Source organism: Plasticicumulans sp., assembly GCF_035331805.1.
Lineage (GTDB): Bacteria > Pseudomonadota > Gammaproteobacteria > Competibacterales > Competibacteraceae > Plasticicumulans.
The window spans coordinates 24,245-42,537 of the sequence record NZ_DAOLKE010000001.1; the positions used below are offsets into that span (position 1 = coordinate 24,245).

Annotated in this window: 24 protein-coding genes; 16 read left to right on the forward strand and 8 right to left on the reverse strand. The window is 68.8% G+C overall.

Annotation, left to right across the window (positions count from 1 at the left end; translation table 11 throughout):
- Window positions 1-27 precede the first annotated feature (27 nt).
- Window positions 28-750: a DNA-3-methyladenine glycosylase 2 family protein gene (locus PKE44_RS00325; protein ID WP_324547651.1), complete on the forward strand. Its 723-nt coding sequence runs from the start codon at window positions 28-30 to the stop codon at window positions 748-750.
- Window positions 751-937: 187 nt separating this feature from the next.
- On the opposite strand, the gene PKE44_RS00320 is transcribed toward PKE44_RS00325, so the two are convergent.
- Window positions 938-1,324: a hypothetical protein gene (locus PKE44_RS00320; protein ID WP_324547652.1), complete on the reverse strand. Its 387-nt coding sequence runs from the start codon at window positions 1,322-1,324 to the stop codon at window positions 938-940.
- Window positions 1,325-1,567: 243 nt separating this feature from the next.
- Between PKE44_RS00320 and PKE44_RS00315 the strand changes: the two genes are divergently transcribed.
- Both PKE44_RS00315 and PKE44_RS00310 read left to right on the forward strand, forming a co-directional pair.
- Complete coding sequence (locus PKE44_RS00315; RefSeq protein WP_324547653.1) at window positions 1,568-1,987, forward strand: helix-turn-helix transcriptional regulator; 420 nt, start codon at window positions 1,568-1,570, stop codon at window positions 1,985-1,987.
- Window positions 1,988-2,083: 96 nt separating this feature from the next.
- A complete protein-coding gene (locus PKE44_RS00310) occupies window positions 2,084-2,869 on the forward strand; it encodes a tRNA threonylcarbamoyladenosine dehydratase (RefSeq protein WP_324547654.1) in 786 nt (261 codons plus the stop codon).
- A 35-nt stretch (window positions 2,870-2,904) separates the two neighbouring features.
- Here PKE44_RS00310 and PKE44_RS00305 read toward each other — a convergent pair whose 3' ends face one another.
- Window positions 2,905-3,717 (reverse strand): EAL domain-containing protein, encoded by an 813-nt coding sequence (locus tag PKE44_RS00305; RefSeq protein WP_324547655.1) that lies wholly within the window; start codon window positions 3,715-3,717, stop codon window positions 2,905-2,907.
- Window positions 3,718-3,983: 266 nt separating this feature from the next.
- On the opposite strand from PKE44_RS00305, the gene PKE44_RS00300 reads away from it, so the two are divergent.
- Window positions 3,984-4,217 (forward strand): WGR domain-containing protein, encoded by a 234-nt coding sequence (locus tag PKE44_RS00300; RefSeq protein ID WP_324547656.1) that lies wholly within the window; start codon window positions 3,984-3,986, stop codon window positions 4,215-4,217.
- Window positions 4,218-4,228: 11 nt separating this feature from the next.
- Here the strand turns inward: PKE44_RS00300 and PKE44_RS00295 are convergent, their stop codons facing one another.
- Window positions 4,229-4,747 (reverse strand): nucleoside 2-deoxyribosyltransferase, encoded by a 519-nt coding sequence (locus PKE44_RS00295; RefSeq protein WP_324547657.1) that lies wholly within the window; start codon window positions 4,745-4,747, stop codon window positions 4,229-4,231.
- A 332-nt stretch (window positions 4,748-5,079) separates the two neighbouring features.
- Between PKE44_RS00295 and PKE44_RS00290 the strand changes: the two genes are divergently transcribed.
- A complete protein-coding gene (locus PKE44_RS00290; RefSeq protein ID WP_324547676.1) occupies window positions 5,080-6,186 on the forward strand; it encodes a calcium:proton antiporter in 1,107 nt (368 codons plus the stop codon).
- A 15-nt stretch (window positions 6,187-6,201) separates the two neighbouring features.
- On the opposite strand, the gene PKE44_RS00285 is transcribed toward PKE44_RS00290, so the two are convergent.
- Window positions 6,202-6,981, reverse strand: a complete 780-nt coding sequence (locus tag PKE44_RS00285; protein ID WP_324547658.1) for a haloacid dehalogenase type II — start codon at window positions 6,979-6,981, stop codon at window positions 6,202-6,204.
- Between the two features lie 295 nt (window positions 6,982-7,276).
- Here PKE44_RS00285 and PKE44_RS00280 point away from each other — a divergent pair, with 295 nt between their 5' ends.
- Complete coding sequence (locus tag PKE44_RS00280) at window positions 7,277-7,462, forward strand: hypothetical protein (RefSeq protein WP_324547659.1); 186 nt, start codon at window positions 7,277-7,279, stop codon at window positions 7,460-7,462.
- Between the two features lie 111 nt (window positions 7,463-7,573).
- On the opposite strand, the gene PKE44_RS00275 is transcribed toward PKE44_RS00280, so the two are convergent.
- Genes PKE44_RS00275 through PKE44_RS00265 form a run of 3 tightly spaced genes read right to left on the reverse strand, consistent with a single transcriptional unit; the run spans window position 7,574 to window position 10,188 of the window.
- The gene (locus PKE44_RS00275; RefSeq protein ID WP_324547660.1) at window positions 7,574-9,037 is read right to left on the reverse strand and encodes a nickel-dependent hydrogenase large subunit; all 1,464 of its coding nucleotides are present in this window, start codon (window positions 9,035-9,037) and stop codon (window positions 7,574-7,576) included.
- Complete coding sequence (locus PKE44_RS00270; protein WP_324547661.1) at window positions 9,034-10,038, reverse strand: HupU protein; 1,005 nt, start codon at window positions 10,036-10,038, stop codon at window positions 9,034-9,036. The genes PKE44_RS00275 and PKE44_RS00270 overlap by 4 nt, the downstream gene beginning before the upstream one ends.
- 18 nt (window positions 10,039-10,056) lie before the next feature.
- A complete protein-coding gene (locus PKE44_RS00265; RefSeq protein ID WP_324547662.1) occupies window positions 10,057-10,188 on the reverse strand; it encodes a hypothetical protein in 132 nt (43 codons plus the stop codon).
- A gap of 66 nt (window positions 10,189-10,254) precedes the next feature.
- On the opposite strand from PKE44_RS00265, the gene PKE44_RS00260 reads away from it, so the two are divergent.
- The 4 genes from PKE44_RS00260 (at window position 10,255) to cybH (ending at window position 14,556) form a co-directional block, all read left to right on the forward strand.
- The gene (locus tag PKE44_RS00260) at window positions 10,255-11,352 is read left to right on the forward strand and encodes a hydrogenase small subunit (protein WP_324547663.1); all 1,098 of its coding nucleotides are present in this window, start codon (window positions 10,255-10,257) and stop codon (window positions 11,350-11,352) included.
- Between the two features lie 2 nt (window positions 11,353-11,354).
- Window positions 11,355-13,151, forward strand: a complete 1,797-nt coding sequence (locus PKE44_RS00255) for a nickel-dependent hydrogenase large subunit (protein ID WP_324547664.1) — start codon at window positions 11,355-11,357, stop codon at window positions 13,149-13,151.
- Window positions 13,152-13,205: 54 nt separating this feature from the next.
- The gene (locus PKE44_RS00250; protein ID WP_324547665.1) at window positions 13,206-13,793 is read left to right on the forward strand and encodes a HupE/UreJ family protein; all 588 of its coding nucleotides are present in this window, start codon (window positions 13,206-13,208) and stop codon (window positions 13,791-13,793) included.
- 64 nt (window positions 13,794-13,857) lie between these two features.
- On the forward strand, window positions 13,858-14,556 hold the full coding sequence (cybH, locus tag PKE44_RS00245) for a Ni/Fe-hydrogenase, b-type cytochrome subunit (protein WP_324547666.1): 699 nt from the start codon (window positions 13,858-13,860) through the stop codon (window positions 14,554-14,556).
- Window positions 14,557-14,761: 205 nt separating this feature from the next.
- Here cybH and PKE44_RS00240 read toward each other — a convergent pair whose 3' ends face one another.
- The gene (locus PKE44_RS00240) at window positions 14,762-15,016 is read right to left on the reverse strand and encodes a hypothetical protein (protein WP_324547667.1); all 255 of its coding nucleotides are present in this window, start codon (window positions 15,014-15,016) and stop codon (window positions 14,762-14,764) included.
- Window positions 15,017-15,300: 284 nt separating this feature from the next.
- On the opposite strand from PKE44_RS00240, the gene PKE44_RS00235 reads away from it, so the two are divergent.
- The 6 genes from PKE44_RS00235 to hybE are packed head-to-tail and all read left to right on the forward strand — an operon-like array spanning window position 15,301 to window position 18,269.
- Window positions 15,301-15,945: a HyaD/HybD family hydrogenase maturation endopeptidase gene (locus tag PKE44_RS00235; RefSeq protein ID WP_324547668.1), complete on the forward strand. Its 645-nt coding sequence runs from the start codon at window positions 15,301-15,303 to the stop codon at window positions 15,943-15,945.
- A 2-nt stretch (window positions 15,946-15,947) separates the two neighbouring features.
- Window positions 15,948-16,262, forward strand: a complete 315-nt coding sequence (locus tag PKE44_RS00230; protein ID WP_324547669.1) for a HypC/HybG/HupF family hydrogenase formation chaperone — start codon at window positions 15,948-15,950, stop codon at window positions 16,260-16,262.
- Window positions 16,259-16,696 carry a hydrogenase gene (locus PKE44_RS00225; protein ID WP_324547670.1) on the forward strand — a complete coding sequence of 146 codons (438 nt, stop codon included), beginning with the start codon at window positions 16,259-16,261 and terminating at the stop codon, window positions 16,694-16,696. Before PKE44_RS00230 ends, PKE44_RS00225 begins: the two co-directional genes overlap by 4 nt.
- A 15-nt stretch (window positions 16,697-16,711) precedes the next feature.
- Window positions 16,712-17,563, forward strand: coding sequence for a hydrogenase expression/formation protein (locus tag PKE44_RS00220; protein ID WP_324547671.1), 852 nt, complete (start codon window positions 16,712-16,714; stop codon window positions 17,561-17,563).
- On the forward strand, window positions 17,560-17,799 hold the full coding sequence (locus PKE44_RS00215; RefSeq protein ID WP_324547672.1) for a rubredoxin: 240 nt from the start codon (window positions 17,560-17,562) through the stop codon (window positions 17,797-17,799). Before PKE44_RS00220 ends, PKE44_RS00215 begins: the two co-directional genes overlap by 4 nt.
- Complete coding sequence (gene hybE, locus PKE44_RS00210; RefSeq protein WP_324547673.1) at window positions 17,796-18,269, forward strand: [NiFe]-hydrogenase assembly chaperone HybE; 474 nt, start codon at window positions 17,796-17,798, stop codon at window positions 18,267-18,269. Before PKE44_RS00215 ends, hybE begins: the two co-directional genes overlap by 4 nt.
- The last annotated feature ends 24 nt before the right edge of the window (window positions 18,270-18,293 follow it).

Consider the following 18,293-nt stretch of genomic DNA (forward strand, 5'->3'; position numbering starts at 1 on the left):
CGGGCGGCCTGAAACATGCCCTGACGCTTGCCGATCCTGCTCCTGGCCGCGGTGCAGGGCGGCGCGATCTCGAATTCCTGCCGGCCCGTACCTCTTGCCATGCCCGAGCTGCTGACGATTGCAGGCGTTCAACAGGCAGAACGGCAGCTGTCCCGCCATCCGGGGCTGGCGGAGCTGATCAGCCGTCACGGCCCCTGCCCGATCACCCCGCTGCCCGGCGTGCAGCCCTGGCTGGCCCTCTGCTCGGCCGTCATTCATCAGCAGCTCGCCGGGCGCGCCGCGGCCGCGATCGAGGCGCGTTTCCGCAACCGGCTCGGCACGGCACCGGTTCCGGCCGGGGTACTGGCCCTGAGCGACGACGATCTGCGCGGCACCGGCCTGTCGCGCCAGAAGGCGGCTGCGATCCGGGACATCGCCGCACGTGCCGCGAGCGGCTTTCTGCCCGATCGGACCGAAGCAGACAGGCTGACGGACGATGAACTCGTCAGCCGGCTCACGGCCGCGCGCGGCGTCGGGCGCTGGACCGTCGAGATGTTCCTGATCTTCACGCTCGGACGGCCCGACGTCTGGCCGGTCGACGATTACGGGGTGCGCCGGGGCTGGTGCGTGATCGAGGCCAATCCCGGATTGCCGCGGGCCCGGGAACTGCTGCACTGGGGGGAAGCCTGGCGGCCGTGGCGCAGCGTGCTCGCCTGGTATCTGTGGCGGGCTGCCGAAGACGGATCGACCGGCGCACCGGCAGCGCAATGAGCGCCGGGCAGGCAGCGGTCGGTCGTGACCATGGCCGGATTGTGGATTGCACGCAGCCGAATGAGCCGGTGCCACGGAAAACGCCAGCCCGGTCAGCAGTGAGGAATGCTGTCCCGCGTGATATTCGGAATAACAGAACCGCCGGCCAATCAGCGTCGGCTATGGCCGTCGAATGCGGGGGTGTCCGTCAGCGCCGGCGCAGTCCGGAATCCCGTCCGCTGCGCTCGCGACCGGTCCTGCGCACGTCGCGGTTACCGCCGCGACCCACGGGCGGAGCCGCCGCAGGGGTCGGGGCATGCGCGGAAAACACGGCCAGAGCGCGCTGGGCGCCTCGCTCGAAGAGCTTGATTTCTATGGCTTTTTCAATTTTATCCACGAGTCGGTGCAAATCCGGCAGTGACATCGCGGCAAGATCGATATGGGAAAGGTCGGCTCTGATCGGCATGGCGCCGTGTACTCCCTCCGGAGTGGGGTGCAGTAATACCGTTTGGACAACGGCAGAAAACCGCCCGTTCACCGGGCAGATCGGAATGATGATCTTCGATTCGACGACGCGTGCGCGTCGAGGCGTCATGACGCCCTGAACTGGTGCAGCTGACCGGAATCCGGACGAGTGATGCCTCGAACGATGCCGCAGCGTCAGGTGCAGGCATTTCGATCGATCGGTCCTGATCGGGTAATGGGCCGAGTGTATCGCAGCTTTCAGCGAATGCAGTGCTTCCGGACGAGGTCGTATGCAAATTTCCACGACTTGCCGCCTGCGCGGCAGGCAGGGATTGCCGCAGCTGAACCGCCGCCCGGTAACGGGGTCACACGCATGTCCCGGACGACGGCAGGAACGGAAATCCTGCAAAACGCTGTGTCAGTCCCCGTGCAGCGAGTCGTTTCCGGCGCCGCAGCGCTCATGATGCGCGGCATGTCCGCAGCCCTGAATCCGGAGCAGACCGCCATGTCCATGCACGCGTTGTACGCCATGCCCGGCCCGCAGGGGCATGGCTATGACAGCGTCCATGTGCCCCATGCGGTGATCACGCAGGTCGTCGTGTACGGAGATACTCCGCTGCGGGCCTGGCGCGAATATCTCGGCATCAGCCGCGAGACCGTCGCCGAGCGCATGGGCGTATCGGCGCGCGTGATCCGGGCCTGGGAGGAAAACCCGCTGACGCCGCCGCGGCGCTCGGCACTCGTACCGCTGGCCCGCGCGCTCGGCATCGATGTGAGCCGCTTCGACCTCTGAGCCGGCACCCGGCATTGCAGCCGCCCACGGCCGCCGCTCGACGCATCTCCCTGCCTCGCCTATCGTGCCAGCCCCTGCCGCCCGGTCTGCACGTTCGTGTCCGCTTCCCCGCTGCCGCTGATCCCGTCGATCCCGTCCTCTGATCCTGAACGCCGTTTCGGCGGCATCGCCCGGCTGTATGGCAGCGACGCTCTCGCCCGCCTGCAGGCGGCGCGCGTCGTGGTCGTCGGCGTCGGCGGGGTCGGCAGCTGGGCCGTCGAGGCACTGGCGCGCAGTGCGATCGGCACGCTGCGGATCATCGATCTCGACATCGTCCATGAGTCCAACGTCAACCGGCAGCTGCCGGCACTCGACGGGGAATTCGGACGGGCGAAGGTCGAGGTGCTCGCCGAACGCATCGGCCGGATCAATCCGGCCTGCACGGTGGAAGCCGTCGAGGATTTCCTGACCCCCGAGAACGCCGCCGGCCTGCTCGCCGGTGCCGATGCCGTCCTCGATGCGATCGACAACGTCCGCGCCAAGGCCGCGCTGATCGCCTGCTGCCGGAGCGCGCATCTGCCGCTGGTCGTATCCGGCGGGGCCGGCGGCAAGCAGGACCCGGGGCGGATCCGGCTGTCGGACCTCGCGCAGACCGAGCAGGACCCGATGCTGGCGAAGCTGCGCCAGCGCCTGCGCAAGGAGTACGGCTTTCCACGCGATCCGGCGCGGCGCTTCGGCATCGACTGCGTCTGGTCGCCGGAGCCGGTGCTGCGACCGCGCTCCTGTGCCGGCGATGCCGGACTCAACTGCGCCGGTTATGGCGCATCGATGTGCATGACGGCGAGTTTCGGGCTCAGGGCCGCGGCCCGCCTCATCGAGCGCCTGAGCGCGAGCGGTCGCTGAAAGCGCGCGGCCCGCTCACGAAGCAGGGTGTTCGTTCAGCCGCCGTGGCCGCCGAGCATGCGGGCGTCGAGCAGACCGCTCTGCCAGCCGTCGGCATCGAGCGCGCGGGCCAGTCGCGTCGAGGGCAGATCGTCGACACCGCGCAGCCAGGCATGCGCACCGGCCGCCCGGATCGCTGCGATCCGCCGTGCCAGGCGCTCGCGTCCGAGCAGCGACGCGCGGGCCGCATACAGGTGGCTGCGGCAGAGCTTGACGGCGTCCGGATGCAGGGACAGCACCTGCTCGAACGCGCCCGGATCATCGCCGCGCAGCACGCAGGCCGTGCCGAAACCGTGGGTCCGGAAGCCGGACAAGGCCTGCATCAGCCGCGAGCGCGGCATGCGATCGGCGTCGGCGATCTCCAGCACGATCTGCGAGGGATGCACGCGCATGCGTGCCAGCAGATTCGCGAACACGGCCCCGAACTCGCCGCTGATCGCCCCGAGATGCAGCGGATGCACGGCCAGCCACAGCCGCCCGAGCGACAGCACCGCACGGGCGTTGAACACATGCAGCGTACGCACCAGCCGATCCAGCCAGCCGATCGCCTGTGCATCCAGCGCCAGCGCATACGGCACCCACGCCGACAGCGGCCGGCCATGCGGGCCGCGCACGACGGTCACGGCCTGATGGCCGCTGATGCCGCCATCGGCCGCGAACAGGGTTTCAACGCCGGTCGACAGGCGCAGTCCCTGGAAGCTGCCAACTGCGCCGTCGCTGCTGCGCTGCAGGGCCGCCGGCGCCCGCCGGCCATAGTCATCGTCGGCGAACCGGCGGTTCAGGTCATCGATCAGATCGGTGGCTTTCATGTCGGAACTCCCGCAAATGACGGCCGGCCACACCGGCCTGGCTGCTCGGCCGGATCGACCGGCCTGCCGGGAACTTTGACAATATTCGTGCCATCCAAAGCTTTTCTGTATGGATCATATACTTGCCGATATTTAATGCTGCAATGCACGCAGGCTTCTGTCCAAAACTGTCGCTCCATGGCGACATGAATGCCTGCATTCTTCCATGCTGATGATTTCTATGGACAATCCATGTCTTTCCTCGGCGACAGCCCCCGGAGCCGGCCATGCAATCCTGCTACAGACGCTGGGAAAGTCGGGATCGCTGGTATGAAGCCAGCATCGGAACGGATCTGTTCGGCCAGCTGACGCTGACCTGCCGCTGGGGGGCGCTGCGCAGTGCCCGGGGCGGCATGCAATGCCGGCCGCTCACCGGTGCAGCCGAAGCCGGACGCCTGCTGCAGGCCCTGGCCCGGCGGCGCGAGCGACACGGTTACCGGATCGTCGCAGTCCTCGCCTGAGCCCGGTGGCTTCAGCGGGCACGCAGGTGCGCCAGCAGTTGCGCCAGCGCGCCGGCCGGATCATCCGCCATCGCCACGAGGCTCGCGCTGATCATCAGGTTGTCGGGCAGTCCGAAATCCTCGATCACCCATCCCCCGGCATCCCGCCAGCCCGATGCGCAGTGGACCGCCTGCGCCACGCGCAGCCGGTAGGCCCCGGGCGTTTCCGACCAGCCGGCCACCGGCTTGCCGCGCGCGACGGCATAGCCGATCTCGAACGCCGTGCCCGGGTCCAGCGACGGGCCGCGAAACGGGGTGCAGTCGGCCAGCACGGCATCGGCCCGTTCGAGCAGTGCGAGGTTGGCTTGCAGGATGGCTGCTGCCTGCGCGGGACCGCACCCGGCGTCGCCGGGCACTTCGGCGTCGAGCGGAAACAGTCCCTTGCAACCGGCGGCCGTGCACAGTGCCTGCAGACGCCGGCCGATGCCGGCGGCGTCCGGATGGAACACGGCGGGTCCGGCGAGATAGATCACGGGACACTCTGGCTTCATGGGGATCGGCTCCTCAAGCGCGCACGGACCCGCCCGGGTGTAGCCGGCAGCGCGAGCGTTGTCAGGGGCCCGGCGGGCAGGGAGGCGGGCATAAAAAAAGGGCCGGAAGAGGACCGGCCCAAAAGGAGGAGGAGAGGTAACACCCGACGCAGCGGATGTTGCATTGCAATATGGACGCGATGTTGCAGCGCGTCAAGGGTTGTCCGGGTTGACGGGCAAAATTTCCGGAAGCGGCTCCCGCCAGCGGGCCGGCCGGGGCCGCTCCTATACTCGCGCGCAGTCACTTCCCTCCCCTGCCCGACCGAAAGGCGCTGCGCATGTCGCCCGTATCCCTGTCCGCTCTCCTGCGCGGCGAAAAGCCGCTGCTCAGCGCGATCGCCGTCATCCTGATCGCCTATCCGCTCGAACACACGCTGATCGACAGCGGCCGCAGCATGGCGCTGATCGCCTCGGGCGTGCTGATCGCCGTGATCCTCAGCGTCGCCCTGCGGGTCGCACATCACGCCGAGATCCTGGCCGATCGCTACGGCGAACCCTACGGCACGATGATCCTGACCATCAGCGCCGTGCTGGTCGAGGTCGTGATCCTCGCCATCCTGCTGTCGCACAATCCCTCGCCGACGCTGGTGCGCGACACCATCTATTCGGCGCTGATGCTCGACATCAACGGCATCCTCGGCCTTGCCGCCCTGCTCGGCGGACTGCGCCATGGCGTGCAGGCCTACAACGTCGATTCCGGCAACACCTATCTGACCATGATCCTGTGCGCGGTCGGCGTGTCGATGATCGTGCCCGAGTTCATTCCGCACATGACCTGGAAGGCTTATTCGATCTTCAACATCCTGGTCATGCTGCTGCTGTATGCGCTGTTCCTGCGCCTGCAGACCGGTCAGTACGCCGGTTTCTTCAGCTACCGCTACGCCCACCGCGCCGGTCAGTCACCGCAGGAACTGCACGCCGAATCCGAAGCCGCACACGATCCGTCCGCCGTGCGCAACTCGGCGGCGCTGCTGGTCACCGGCCTGGTGCTGATCGGGGCGCTGTCGGAAGTGATGGCCAAGACCATCGACGTGAGCCTCGCCGGCAGCGGCATGCCGGTGATCGTGCCCGGCATGCTGGTCGCGCTGATCTCGGCGAGCCCGGAGATCATGACTGCATTGCGCGCCGCTCTCGAAGACCGCATGCAGCCGGTCGTCAACATCGCGCTCGGTGCCTCGCTGTCGACGGTGATCCTGACCGTGCCGGTGATCGAGGCCATCGCGCTGCTGAGCGGCCAGCCGATCGAGATGGCACTGACCGCCCCGCAGACGGTGATGATGGTGCTGACGCTGCTCGCCGCGACCATCAACCTGCACGACGGCGAGACCAACGCCATCGAGGGCACGGCACACTTCGTGCTGTTCCTGACCTTCCTGATGCTGGCGGCGCTCGGGGTCTGATGCCGGCTGCCGGTATCAGCCGCGCGTCGTCCGCACCCAGGCCGCCAGCTCGGTCAGCGTTGCACCGCTGGCATCGGCGAGCGTGTCGAGCCGTTCGGCCGGTACGCCGGCGCGGTTGACCCAGAAGGTCGGATAGCCGTACGCACGCGCCCCGGCTGCGTCCCAGCCTCCGAAGGCCGCGAATGCGATGGCCTCGCGCGGCAGCTTCCAGAAACCCTCAGCCATCGCGTACGCGCGCGGATCGGGCTTGAAGGCGCGCACGCGATCGGTGCTCAGGTGCTCGTCGAACAGGCCGTCGAGGCCGCTGCCGGCGACGGCCCGATCGAGCATCGCCGGCGTGAAGTTCGACAGGAACGCGAGCCGCAGGCCCTCTGCCTTCAGCGCCCGCAGCGCCTCAGCCGCATCCGGCCAGGCGCGCAGCTCCAGCCAGCCCTGCATCAGCCGATCCCGCTGTTCGCCGCCGAGCTTCAGGCCCGTCTGCGCTGCAGCGAAGTCCAGCGCTTCCCCGGTGACCTGCCAGAAATCCGCGTAGCGGTTCATCAGCGTGCGCAGCCAGGTGTATTCGAACTGGCGCGTGCGCCACGCAAGCGTCAGGGCCTTGCCCGCTCCATCCGGAAACATCTGCTCGGCCAGGGCGGCCAACGGGCGCGGATCGAAGGTCGTGAAGCCGTCGAGGGCGATGGCAGCGACCGGCATCGCAAGCGGGGTGGCGGAAGCCGTCGGCAGGCGGGCGAGTGCCGCTGCGCTGGCGCTGGCGGCGGCGTACTTCAGGAAGCGGCGACGGGTGAGGGACATGGCGGATTCCGGCTGGATGAGGGGTGTCGCTGGCTACGCAGCCACGCGGAGCCCGGATGCCGGATGTAACGAAACGTCAATGGAAAATTGCCGGAATATCCGCGTCGCCGATGGAAATGCCTTGCGGATTCGGTGCTTGCCGTATGGACAAAGCAGAATGGGCAGAAAGTGACGCAAAGTTAATGTCAATAAGGATTTCAAGCACTTGCTGCTTCCCGAACGGGCTTCTAGCTTCATCGGCGCTTGACCGATTCCGCCCATGGACGTGCGGTCCAGGATGTAGCGGAGACACAGCATGGCAAACTTCCTCAAGCGGCTTCATGCCAGCTTCAAGCGCCTGATCTGCCCGGTTCTGGCGCATGACTGGCAATTCGAAAACATCCACCGCGATGGTCACTGCACCGCCGTCTGCCGCCGCTGCGGACGACGTGAACCCGCCCTGGTGCTGACGCACGAGCCTCATCCAGGCGTCCACGCCTGATCCCTCGCTCCCCGCCCTGCCCGAAACCTGACAGCGCCTGTCCACTGACGTCCGGATGGCCGTGCAAGCCACCGGGCGTCGTCGTGTCAGCAGTTCGTGTCAGTGGCCGTATCAGTGGACCGTGCAGCTCATGCACGGATCGAACGAGCGCACGACGTGCTGCACCGCAAGCGGCACGGTTTCGCCGGGCTCGACCGCTGTGCCGATCAAGGCCTGTTCGAGCGGTCCCGGCACGCCGTCGGCCGAACGCGGCGAGAAGTTCCACGTGGTCGGCGCGATGATCTGGTAGTGGCGGATGCGCCCGCCGTCGATGCCGAGCCAGTGGCCGAGACTGCCGCGCGCAGCCTCGATCAGTCCGATGCCCGAACCCCCGGCCGGCAGCGGTGCCGGCACGCAGCAGGGGGCGCCGGCTTCGAGCAGGCTGCTCCAGCGTTCCATCGCCGGCACCACGCGTGCGAGTTCGACGGCACGCGCGAGCACGCGCGCGACGACATTTGTCCCGCCATTGCGGCCGTTGCCGCCGTGCAGCGCGCGCAGCAGCGGCTGGCCGTCGACGAGCTGGCGTGCCAGCGCCCCGACCTCGACCGGCCGGCCGGACAGGCGCGGTGCCTTGCACCAGGTGTAGGCCCCGGGCACGTCGATATCGGGCTCGGTGCGACCGGCGGCCGGCGGCAGAGGCGCCGCTGAGCGCAGCCATGCATGACTGGTGTCCTCGCGGATGTCGCCGGGGTCGAGGGCGTGCAGCGCGCCATCGGCGATCAGTCCGGCCCGGAACAGCCGGCCGTCGGCCTCACTGACGTAGGCCCCGAAACTCATCAGCGGCAGGTCGAGGCGCCCGAGGCCGGCGAGGCCGAGCTCGTCGGCGGCGTGCAGGAACAGGCGCAGATCGCAGCTTTCCGGCGCGGCCGCGTGCTGCCAGCCGGCGAGCTGCGCCGGGGTGGCGAGCCCGGCGAAGGCTTCGAGCGCACAGCCGAACAGCCGCGTCTCCAGAAACTGCCGGAAGCCGGCGAGCACCAGCCGCAGCCGGATCTTCTCGCCCGTGCCCGGGGCGCGCGTCGTGCCGCCGGGTGCGAGCGCCAGCGTGTGCGGCCATTTGCCGGCGAGCAGGCCGGCGATGTGGAAAAAGGCCGTGCGCGCGGCCATCGCTTCCGGGCCGGCCGTGCCGCCGCCGGCGGCGAAGCGGGCGTGCACGGCCGGGAACCACGGCCGCTGCGCGTAGGCCGGGCGCGCGAAGTCGGGCATGAAGAACAGATAGAAATGCGCGAGGTGATCGGCGAGGTTCTCGCAGGCCAGCACGAGGTTGGCGGCGAGCTGGCCGTTCGGCGGGGCGCTGATGCCGGCGGCATCGGCGAGCGCGAAGGCCGCGGCCGCGGACTGCGACACCGAGCAGATGCCGCAGAGCCGCGGCACGATCGCCAGCGCGTCCTCGGGCACGCGCCCGATCAGCATCGCTTCGAAGCCGCGATACAGCGGTGCCGAAACCTCGGCCGAGCGCACGCGGCCGTCGGCAAGGTCGAGGCGCACTTCGAGATCGCCCTCGACGCGGTTGAACGGGCCGACGACCAGCCGGCTCACGGCTTGCGCACGTGCATCTTCGGCGGCACGACCGGATGGTCGGCGACAGCGTTCTCGCGCACGCGCGCCGGGGTCGCGGCCTTGGCGAGCGAGGCGAGCGCGACGAACCAGGCCTTCGGCATGTCGGTCGGCAGGCCGACCGGGATGCCGCCGAGCTTGGGCGTGCGCTGAAAGGCGTGACCGGGGTTCTGGAAGCCCGGTGCGACGCAGTCGATGCAGGCGAAGCCGGCGCGCGTGCACGAACCGCCGCCGTTCCAGACGCGCTCGTTGCAGTCGGCGTGCGCCTGCGTGCCGCGGCAGCCGAGGTGTTCCATCAGGCAGCCGAGATCGGACGGCTTCTCGGCGCTCGCCTTGTATTCGTAGTACTCGTTGCGCGGGCAGCCGTGATGCACGAGCCGCTCGTAGATCGCGCGCGGCCGGCCGAAGGCATCGAGGCCGCCGGCGTCGAGCTCGCCGAGCGCGAGCGCGGCCAGGGTTTCCAGCACCCAGTCCGGATGCACGGCACAGCCGCCGAGTGCGATGACCGGCAAGCCGGATGGCGAGCGCCAGTCGGCGCCGAGCGCACCGCCGCGGCGGGCATCCTCGAACTGCAGGCCGCAGGCTTCGGTCGGGTTCGGCGCGCAGGCGCTGAAGCCGCCCGAGACCGCGCAGCTGCCGACCGCGACCGTGCAGCGGGCGCGCGCCGCGAGCCTGCGCACCCAGTCGATGGTCGGCACGCCGGTGCCGCCGAGCACGTGGAAGCGCCCGCTGCCGTGCGGTCCGCGCAGCAGCGCGCCTTCGATGCAGAGACAATCGAGCGGGTGTTCGCCGGCGGCGATGGCTTCGAGCAGCGCGATGACCTCGGCACCGCTTGCCTCCGACAGCGACGGATGCCACAGCAGCTCGATGCCGAAGGCCGCGAGCCGCGCGTACAGGCCGGGCGGCTCGGCGCAGCTCAGCGCCATCGAACAGCCGCCGCAGCCGCCGGACTGCAGCCACAGCACGCTCCAGGGTTTCGGCATCGGTGCGGCCTCCGGCGGTCACTCGGATGGAAAGCAGGTTTCCGCAGCGGTTGCGTGGTTTACGCCGGCCACGGACGCCCGGTTGCGGCAGGCATTCAGCAGGTCATTGAAACGAAAGGGCAAGCCAGGCTTCTGCTGGCGCAGGATCATCTGGCACGATCCTTGAGCATGGTCTTTCCCCGATACAACGACAGGCCGACCACGGGGGGAAGATACATGGCCGAGATCGAAACCTTCTATGAGGTCATGCGGCGCCAGGGCATCACCCGGCGCAGCTTCCTCAAGTTCTGCAGCCTGACCGCCGCCGCGCTCGGCCTGAGTCCGGCCCGGGCGGCCGAGATCGCTGCGGCGATGGAGCAGAAGCCGCGCACGCCGGTGTTATGGCTGCACGGACTCGAATGCACCTGCTGCTCGGAAAGCTTCATCCGCGCCGGCCATCCGCTCGCCAAGGATGTCGTGCTGTCGATGCTGTCGCTCGATTACGACGACACGCTGATGGCCTCCGCCGGTCATCACGCCGAGGCGATCCTCGAAGAGGTGATGACGAAGTACAAGGGCAACTACATCCTCGCCGTCGAAGGCAATCCGTCGCTGAACATGGACGGCATGAGCTGCATCGTCGGCGGCAAGCCCTTCGTCGAGCAGCTGAAGCACGTCGCGAAGGACTGCAAGGCCATCATCGCCTGGGGCGCGTGCGCGTCCTGGGGCTGCGTGCAGGCGGCGCGGCCGAACCCGACGCAGGCCGTGCCGGTGCACAAGGTCATCACCGACAAGCCGATCATCAAGGTGCCGGGCTGCCCGCCGATCGCCGAGGTCATGACCGGCGTCATCACCTACATGCTGACCTTCGATCGCCTGCCCGAACTCGACCGCCAGGGCCGGCCGAAGATGTTTTACGGCCAGCGCATCCACGACAAGTGCTACCGCCGCCCGCACTTCGATGCCGGCCAGTTCGCCGAAGCCTTCGATGACGACGGCGCGCGCAAGGGCTACTGCCTCTACAAGCTCGGCTGCAAGGGCCCGACCACGTACAACGCCTGCTCGACCGTGCGCTGGAACGAAGGCACCTCGTTCCCGATCCAGTCCGGCCACGGCTGCATCGGCTGCTCCGAGGACGGCTTCTGGGACAAGGGCTCGTTCTATGACCGCCTGACCAACATCCAGCAGTTCGGCGTCGAACAGAACGCCGATCGTGTCGGTGCCACCGCCGCCGGCGTCGTCGGGGCCGCGGTCGCCGCGCACGCGGCGGTCAGCGCCGTGACCCGGGCGCGCGTCAAGCACGTGCAGACCGACGAGCGCAGGGAGGACCGCTGATCATGGCCGTCATCAATACCCCGAACGGTTTCCGGCTCGATGCCGCCGGCACGCGCGTCGTCGTCGATCCGGTGACGCGCATCGAAGGCCACATGCGCTGCGAGGTCAACCTCGACGCGAACAACGTCATCACCAATGCCGTGTCGACCGGCACGATGTGGCGCGGTCTGGAGGTCATCCTCAAGGGCCGCGATCCGCGCGATGCCTGGGCCTTCGTCGAGCGCATCTGCGGCGTCTGCACCGGCACGCACGCGCTGACCTCGGTGCGCGCGGTCGAGGATGCGCTCGGCATCCAGATCCCCGAGAACGCCAACTCGATCCGCAACCTCATGCAGCTGACGCTGCAGGCGCACGATCACCTCGTGCACTTCTATCACCTGCACGCGCTCGACTGGGTCAACCCGGTCAACGCGCTGAAGGCCGATCCGAAGGCGACCAGCGAGATCGCGCAGAAGATCTCCGCGTGGCCGCTGTCGAGTCCGGGCTACTTCCGCGACATCCAGACCCGGCTGAAGAAGTTCGTCGAGAGCGGCCAGCTCGGCCTGTTCAGGAACGGCTACTGGAGCAACCCGGCCTACCGGCTGCCGGCCGAGGTCGATCTGCTCGCGGTCGCCCATTACCTCGAAGCCCTCGATTTCCAGCGCGAGATCGTCAAGATCCACACGATCTACGGCGGCAAGAACCCGCATCCGAACTGGCTGGTCGGCGGCATGCCGTGCGCGATCAACGTGCACACGACCGGCGCGGTCGGCGCGATCAACATGGAGCGGCTGAACCACGTCAGCAGCATCATCGACCGCACGCGCGAGTTCATCGATCAGGTCTATCTGCCCGACCTGATGGCCATCGCCTCGTTCTACAAGGACTGGACGTACGGCGGCGGCCTGTCCTCGAAGGCCGTGATGTCCTACGGCGACATTCCGGAGCGGGCCAACGACTACGGGGCCGCGAACCTCAAGCTCCCGCACGGCGCGATCATCGGCGGCGACCTCAGGAACATCCAGAACGTCGACGTGCGCGACCCGGCCGAGGTGCAGGAGTTCGTCGATCACAGCTGGTATCGCTATCCCGAAGGCGCCGGCAAGGGCAGGCACCCCTGGGAGGGCGTCACCGAGCCGGACTTCACGCTCGGGCCGAACACCAAAGGCACGAAGACCCGCATCGAGGCCCTCGACGAAAGCGCCAAGTACTCGTGGATCAAGGCGCCGCGCTGGAAGGGCCACGCGGTCGAGGTCGGGCCGCTGGCGCGCTACATCATCGGCTACGCGCAGAACCGCCCCGAGTTCAGGGAGCCGGTCGACAAGGCACTCCGCGATCTCGGCCTGCCGCTCGAAGCCCTGTTCTCGACCGTCGGCCGCACGCTCGCCCGCGGCCTCGAAGCCTCGTGGGCGGCCGCCGAGATGCGCCACTTCCAGGACAAGCTGGTCGCGACCATCAAGGCCGGTGACGAATCGACCGCCAACGTCGAGAAGTGGGACCCGTCGACCTGGCCGAAGTCGGCGAAGGGCGTCGGTTTCACCGAAGCCCCGCGCGGCGCGCTCGGCCACTGGGTGCGCATCGAGGACGGGCGCATCGAAAGCTATCAGGCCGTCGTGCCGACCACCTGGAACGCCAGCCCGCGCGACGTGCAGGGCAACATCGGCGCCTACGAGGCCGCACTGCTGAACACGCCGGTGGCGCGTGCCGACGAGCCGGTCGAGATCCTGCGCACGCTGCACAGCTTCGATCCCTGTCTCGCCTGCTCGACGCACGTGATGGGACCGGACGGCGAGGAACTGAGCACGGTCCGGGTTCGCTAAAGTGAACCTGCCCCCGTTCCTTCCCGCCCGAATCCGGAGTCCCGAGGAGTCCCGATGAGTTCCGAAATGATGCGCAAGCTGTTCGTGCTGTGCCTGCTCGCGGCCGTGATCCCGGCCGCTCACGCCCATCCCTTCCACGCCGAGGCTTCCGGCTTCCCCGCCGGCCTCGCGCACCCGCTCGGCGGCCTCGATCACCTGCTGGCGATGCTCGCCGTCGGCCTGTGGTCGGCCTGGGCCGTGCCGCAGCAGAAGTTCGTGCTGCCGCTGGCGTTCCTGACGGCCATGGCCGGTGGGGCAACGCTGGCACTGAGCGGCCTGACGCTGCCCTTCGTCGAACCCGGCATCGGGGTTTCGGTGCTGGTGCTCGGCCTGCTGCTCGCCGGTCTCGTGCGTCTGCCGCTCGCCGCAGGTGCAGGGCTGGTTAGCGTGTTCGCGCTGTTCCACGGCGTTGCGCACGGTGCCGGACTGCCGGAGGCCGCCTCGCCGTATGGCTATGCCGCGGGCTTCCTGCTCGCCACCGGCCTGCTGCATCTGGCCGGCATCGCCATCGGCACGCGGCTCGCGCAGCAGCGCACCTGGTGGCTGCGCGCGATCGGCACGGCGATGGGCCTGAGCGGGCTCTGGCTGCTGGCCGGCGCCTGAGTGCAAGGCGTGCGCAGCCGCAACGGCGGGCTGCGCACGCGATCTTCCGGGGGGCAAACCGAAGATGAGCGAATCGATTGAAGTCATCCGTGCACCACAGGTGGTGTACGTCTACGAGGCCCCGGTGCGGCTCTGGCACTGGGTCAACGCGCTGGCGATCCTCGTGCTCGGCGTGACCGGCTACTTCATCGGCAGTCCGCTGCCGTCGCTGCCGGGCGAGGCCAGCCACAGCTTCCTGATGGGTTACCTCCGCTTTGCGCATTTCGCCGCCGGCTACGTGCTGGCGATCGGCTTTCTCGGGCGCATCTACTGGGCGATCGTCGGCAACCACCACGCGCATCAGCTGTTCGTGCTGCCGTTCTGGAACCTGCAGTGGTGGAAGGAAGTGATATGGGAGGCGCGCTGGTACGGCTTCCTGGAAAAAATCCCGAAGAAGTACGTCGGCCACAACCCGCTCGCGCAGCTCGCGATGTTCACGCTGTTCACGCTCGGCATCACGTTCATGATCTGCACCGGCTTTGCGCTCTATGCCGAAGGTGCGCAGCAGGGTTCGTGGGCCGATCACGTGTTCGGCTGGGTCATCCCGCTGTTCGGCCAGAGTCAGGACGTGCACACCTGGCATCACTTCGGCATGTGGGTGATCGTGATCTTCGTGATCCTGCACGTCTACGCGGCGATCCGCGAAGACATCATGTCGCGCCAGAGCATGGTCTCGACCATGGTCAGCGGCTACCGGATGTTCAAGGACGACCGTCCGGACTGAAAGCCCTCGATGAGACCCTGAGGTAACCACGACTCCCCCTCGGCTCCGGGTCCGCTTCGGACACGGACCGGAGCAGCCCTCGGCGCATCCGGATTTCCCGGATGCGCCGTTTTTTATGCGTGCAGGCCGCGGCAGCGCCAGTGGTGATGACGGTCGGACGAACGCACACGCAAACCGGACGATCTGCCCGACGCTGCCGTTGCGCTCAGGGCGTGACCGTGCGGGACACGCTCGTGGAAGCACGGTTCACGTCGATGGAAGCCGGGGTCAGGCTCTTACACCTGCGGGTCAGGCTCTTAAACTCGTGGGTCAGGCTCTTAAACCTGCGGGTCAGGCTCTTAAACTCGTGGGTCAAGCTCTTAAACTTGCGGGTCAAGCTCTTAAACCCGCGGGTCAGGCTCTTAAACTCGCGGGTCAAGCTCTTAAACTCGCGGGTCAGGCTCTTAAACCCGCGGGTCAAGCTCTTACACCTGCGGGTCAGGCTCTTTGATGTGCTGTTTGGTCTGATGAACCCGCGGGTCAGCGCTGCGTAGCCGGATGCAGGCTTTGCGCCCTGCCGGACAGTTCGCTTGCAGCGCATCCAGTCATCCGGAAGATGACTTTCCGGTGCGAACAGCGTCTGACCGCTGCTGCCGCACAGCAAGCCGCGTCCTGTCTGGCCGCCGCCGCCGCATGCAAGCTGGCACGACTCTTGGATAAGTGTCTGGTCAATCCCCCTCGTGATCGACGCGGAAACCAGCACTTATGGACACCTGTGACTCCGAAGCCCGCCGCGTGCTGATCCTCGGCATCGGCAACCTGCTGTGGGCCGATGAAGGCTTCGGCGTGCGCATGGTCGAGCGCCTCGCTGCCGGCTGGCGCTTCGGGCCGCAGGTCGAACTGCTCGATGGCGGCACACAGGGCTTGTATCTGGTGCATCACATCGCCGATGCCACGCATCTGCTGGTGTTCGATGCGATCGACTACGGCCTCGCGCCGGGCACGCTGAAGCTCGTGCGCAACAGCGACGTGCCGGCCTTCATGGGCGCGAAGAAGATGAGCCTGCACCAGACCGGCTTCCAGGACGTGCTCGCCGCCGCGCAGATGCTCGGTCACTACCCGCAGCGCCTGACGCTGATCGGCGTGCAGCCGGCCTGCCTCGAAGACTTCGGCGGCAGCCTGAGCCCGGTGGTCGAGGCGCGCGCGGCCGAGGCCCTGCAGCTCGGGCTGGCCGAACTCGCGCACTGGGGCGTGCACGCCGAGGCGCGTGCCACCGGCGAAGCGGCGCCGGCGCTGGTCGATGCCGCGCTGGCGCAGCACGCCTACGAGGCCGGCCGGCCGTCGGCGCAGCGCGCGTGCCGGCTTGGCGACGAGCGCTTCCTGCCGCAGACGCTCGCGGAAATCGAATAAGCATGTGCATCGGCATCCCCGCCCGCGTGCTCGCCGTCGACGGCCTGCGCGCCGAATGCCGCGCCTTCGACGGCGCGCTGCGCAGCGTCGATCTGTCGCTGCTCGGTGCGCAGCCGCCCGGCACCTGGCTGCTCGTGCACCTCGACACCGCCCGCGAAATCCTCGACCCCGAGCGCGCCGCAGCCATCGCCGCGGCGCTGCAGGCGCTCGCCGCCGTGCTCGCCGGCGACGCAGCGGCCGGCGGCTTCGGCGATCTCGAAACCCGCCCCCCGCAACTGCCGCCGCATCTGCGCGCGGCCGGAGAACCCTCCGCATGAACCATCCGCTGCTCGATCGCCTGCAGACGCAGCACGGTGTGCCGCTGCTCGAACTCGATGCCATCGCCGCCCACATCCAGGCCGCGGCCCCGAAGATCAGCGTGCTGTTCTGCACCGAGGATCCGCGCCGCTTCGACGAGACGCTCGACCTCGCCGTCGTGCTGCCGCAGCTGCTGAAATCCTTTCCGCAGCGCCTGAGTGCGGCCGTGATCGCGCGTTCGGCCGAAAAGGCCGTGCAGGCACGCTACGGCTTCCGCACCTGGCCGGCGCTGGTGTTCGTGTCGGCCGCGGGCTGGCACGGCACGATCGAAGGCATGCGCAACTGGGCGGATTTCGTGCGCGAGACCGCCGACATCCTCGATGCCGCGCCGCGCCGCGCCCCCGGCATCGGCGTGCCGGTCGCCGCCGCCGATGCTTCCGCCGCCTGCCACTGATCCCGGACCTCGCCCATGGACCCGCGTACCTACCTGCCGCTGCCGGTGACCGGCCCCGGTTCGCAGAGCGATCCGGATGGTTCGCCGGCGCTCGACTACCTGCCGATCCCGACGACGATGGACGGCTATCGCCGGCCCGATCTGCCGGAGCCGGAGACCGCCGCCGGCTGCGCGGCAGCACTCGCGCTGATGGATGCCGCGCTCGCGGCGCTCACCGGCCCGCTGCCGGTGGTGCTCGGCCTCGATCACCTCGATGCCACCGCGCGCAGCTTCCTCGGTCGCGCGCTCGGCGACGGCGAGGTCTCGCTGCGGCGCGAGGCGGACGGCGGGCGGTGTGCGGCGCGCGCGCAGGAGACCGCGCTCGCCGGCGTCTGGATCGTGCAGAGCCTGCCCGCCGACGGCGGCAGCGGCAGCGAGGCGCTGGAGATCGCCGCGGCGCCGTCGATCGCCTTCGGGGTCTGGAGCGGGGCCGGCGCGCAGCCGGCGCGGGTGGCGCCCGGTGCGGATGTCATGAACGCGCCGGCGGTGCTGACCGAACTCGAACACCGCCGGCAGCACTTCGATCCCGCCGCACCGGCGCACGTCACCAATCTGAGCCTGCTGCCGTTCACGCCGGCCGATCACGACTGGCTCGGTGCGAACCTCGGGCGCGGGCCGCTGACGGTGCTGTCGCGCGGCTACGGCAACTGCCGGCTCGCGGCCTGCGCGCTGCCGAATCTCTGGCGCGTGCAGTACTTCAACTCGATGGACACGCTGATCCTCGACACCGTCGAGCTGACCGCGCTGCCCGAGATCGTGTGCGCCGCGCCCGAGGATCTCGCCGACAGCCGCGAGCGCCTGGCCGAAATCCGGGCGCTGTACGCATGAGCCTGAACCCGGGTCCGGCCCCGCGCTTCGAGGGTTCCTACCTCGGCGACGACGCGCGTCTGCCCGATGATGCGCGGCTCGAATGCAAGATCTGCTGGTACGTGTACTCGCCGGCCGAAGGCGATGCCGTCTGGCAGATCGCGCCGGGCACGCCGTTTCGCGAGCTGCCGGCGCACTGGCGCTGTCCGGTCTGCGACGGCGCGCGCGAGCAGTTCATGATCGTCGACGCCCCGTGAATCCGGCCGTGCCGCCTTGTCCGCCCGATCCGTCGGCCGCCCTCGAAGCGGCGCTGACGGCCATCCTCGACGGCCCGATGCGCGATGTGCCGATCCTGAACCCGCAGCTGCCGGTCGCGGCGATCGGCCTGCGCCGGCTCGGTCCGGCCTGGTTCGGGGCGCTGCTGACGCCGTGGTTCGTGAACCTGGTGCTGGTGCCGGACGCCGCGCCGGCGGCCGCGCCGGGAACTGCGGCCGAGTTCGACCTGCCCTGCGGCACGCTCGGCTTCCTGCACGCGCGCTACGGCGAACTGCACGTGCTCTGCTGCTCGCTGCTGTCGCCGGTGCCGGCGGTCTATGACGAGGCCGGCGCCCGGCAGTTTGCCGCGGCAGCCCTCGACGCCGTGCTCACCCCGCCCGCGCCGCCGCCGCGGGCGGCGCTCAGCCGGCGCGAACTGCTGTGCGGCCGCGGGGCGCGTCCGCATGAGTGATCTCGAAGGCGGCATCGAGCTGAT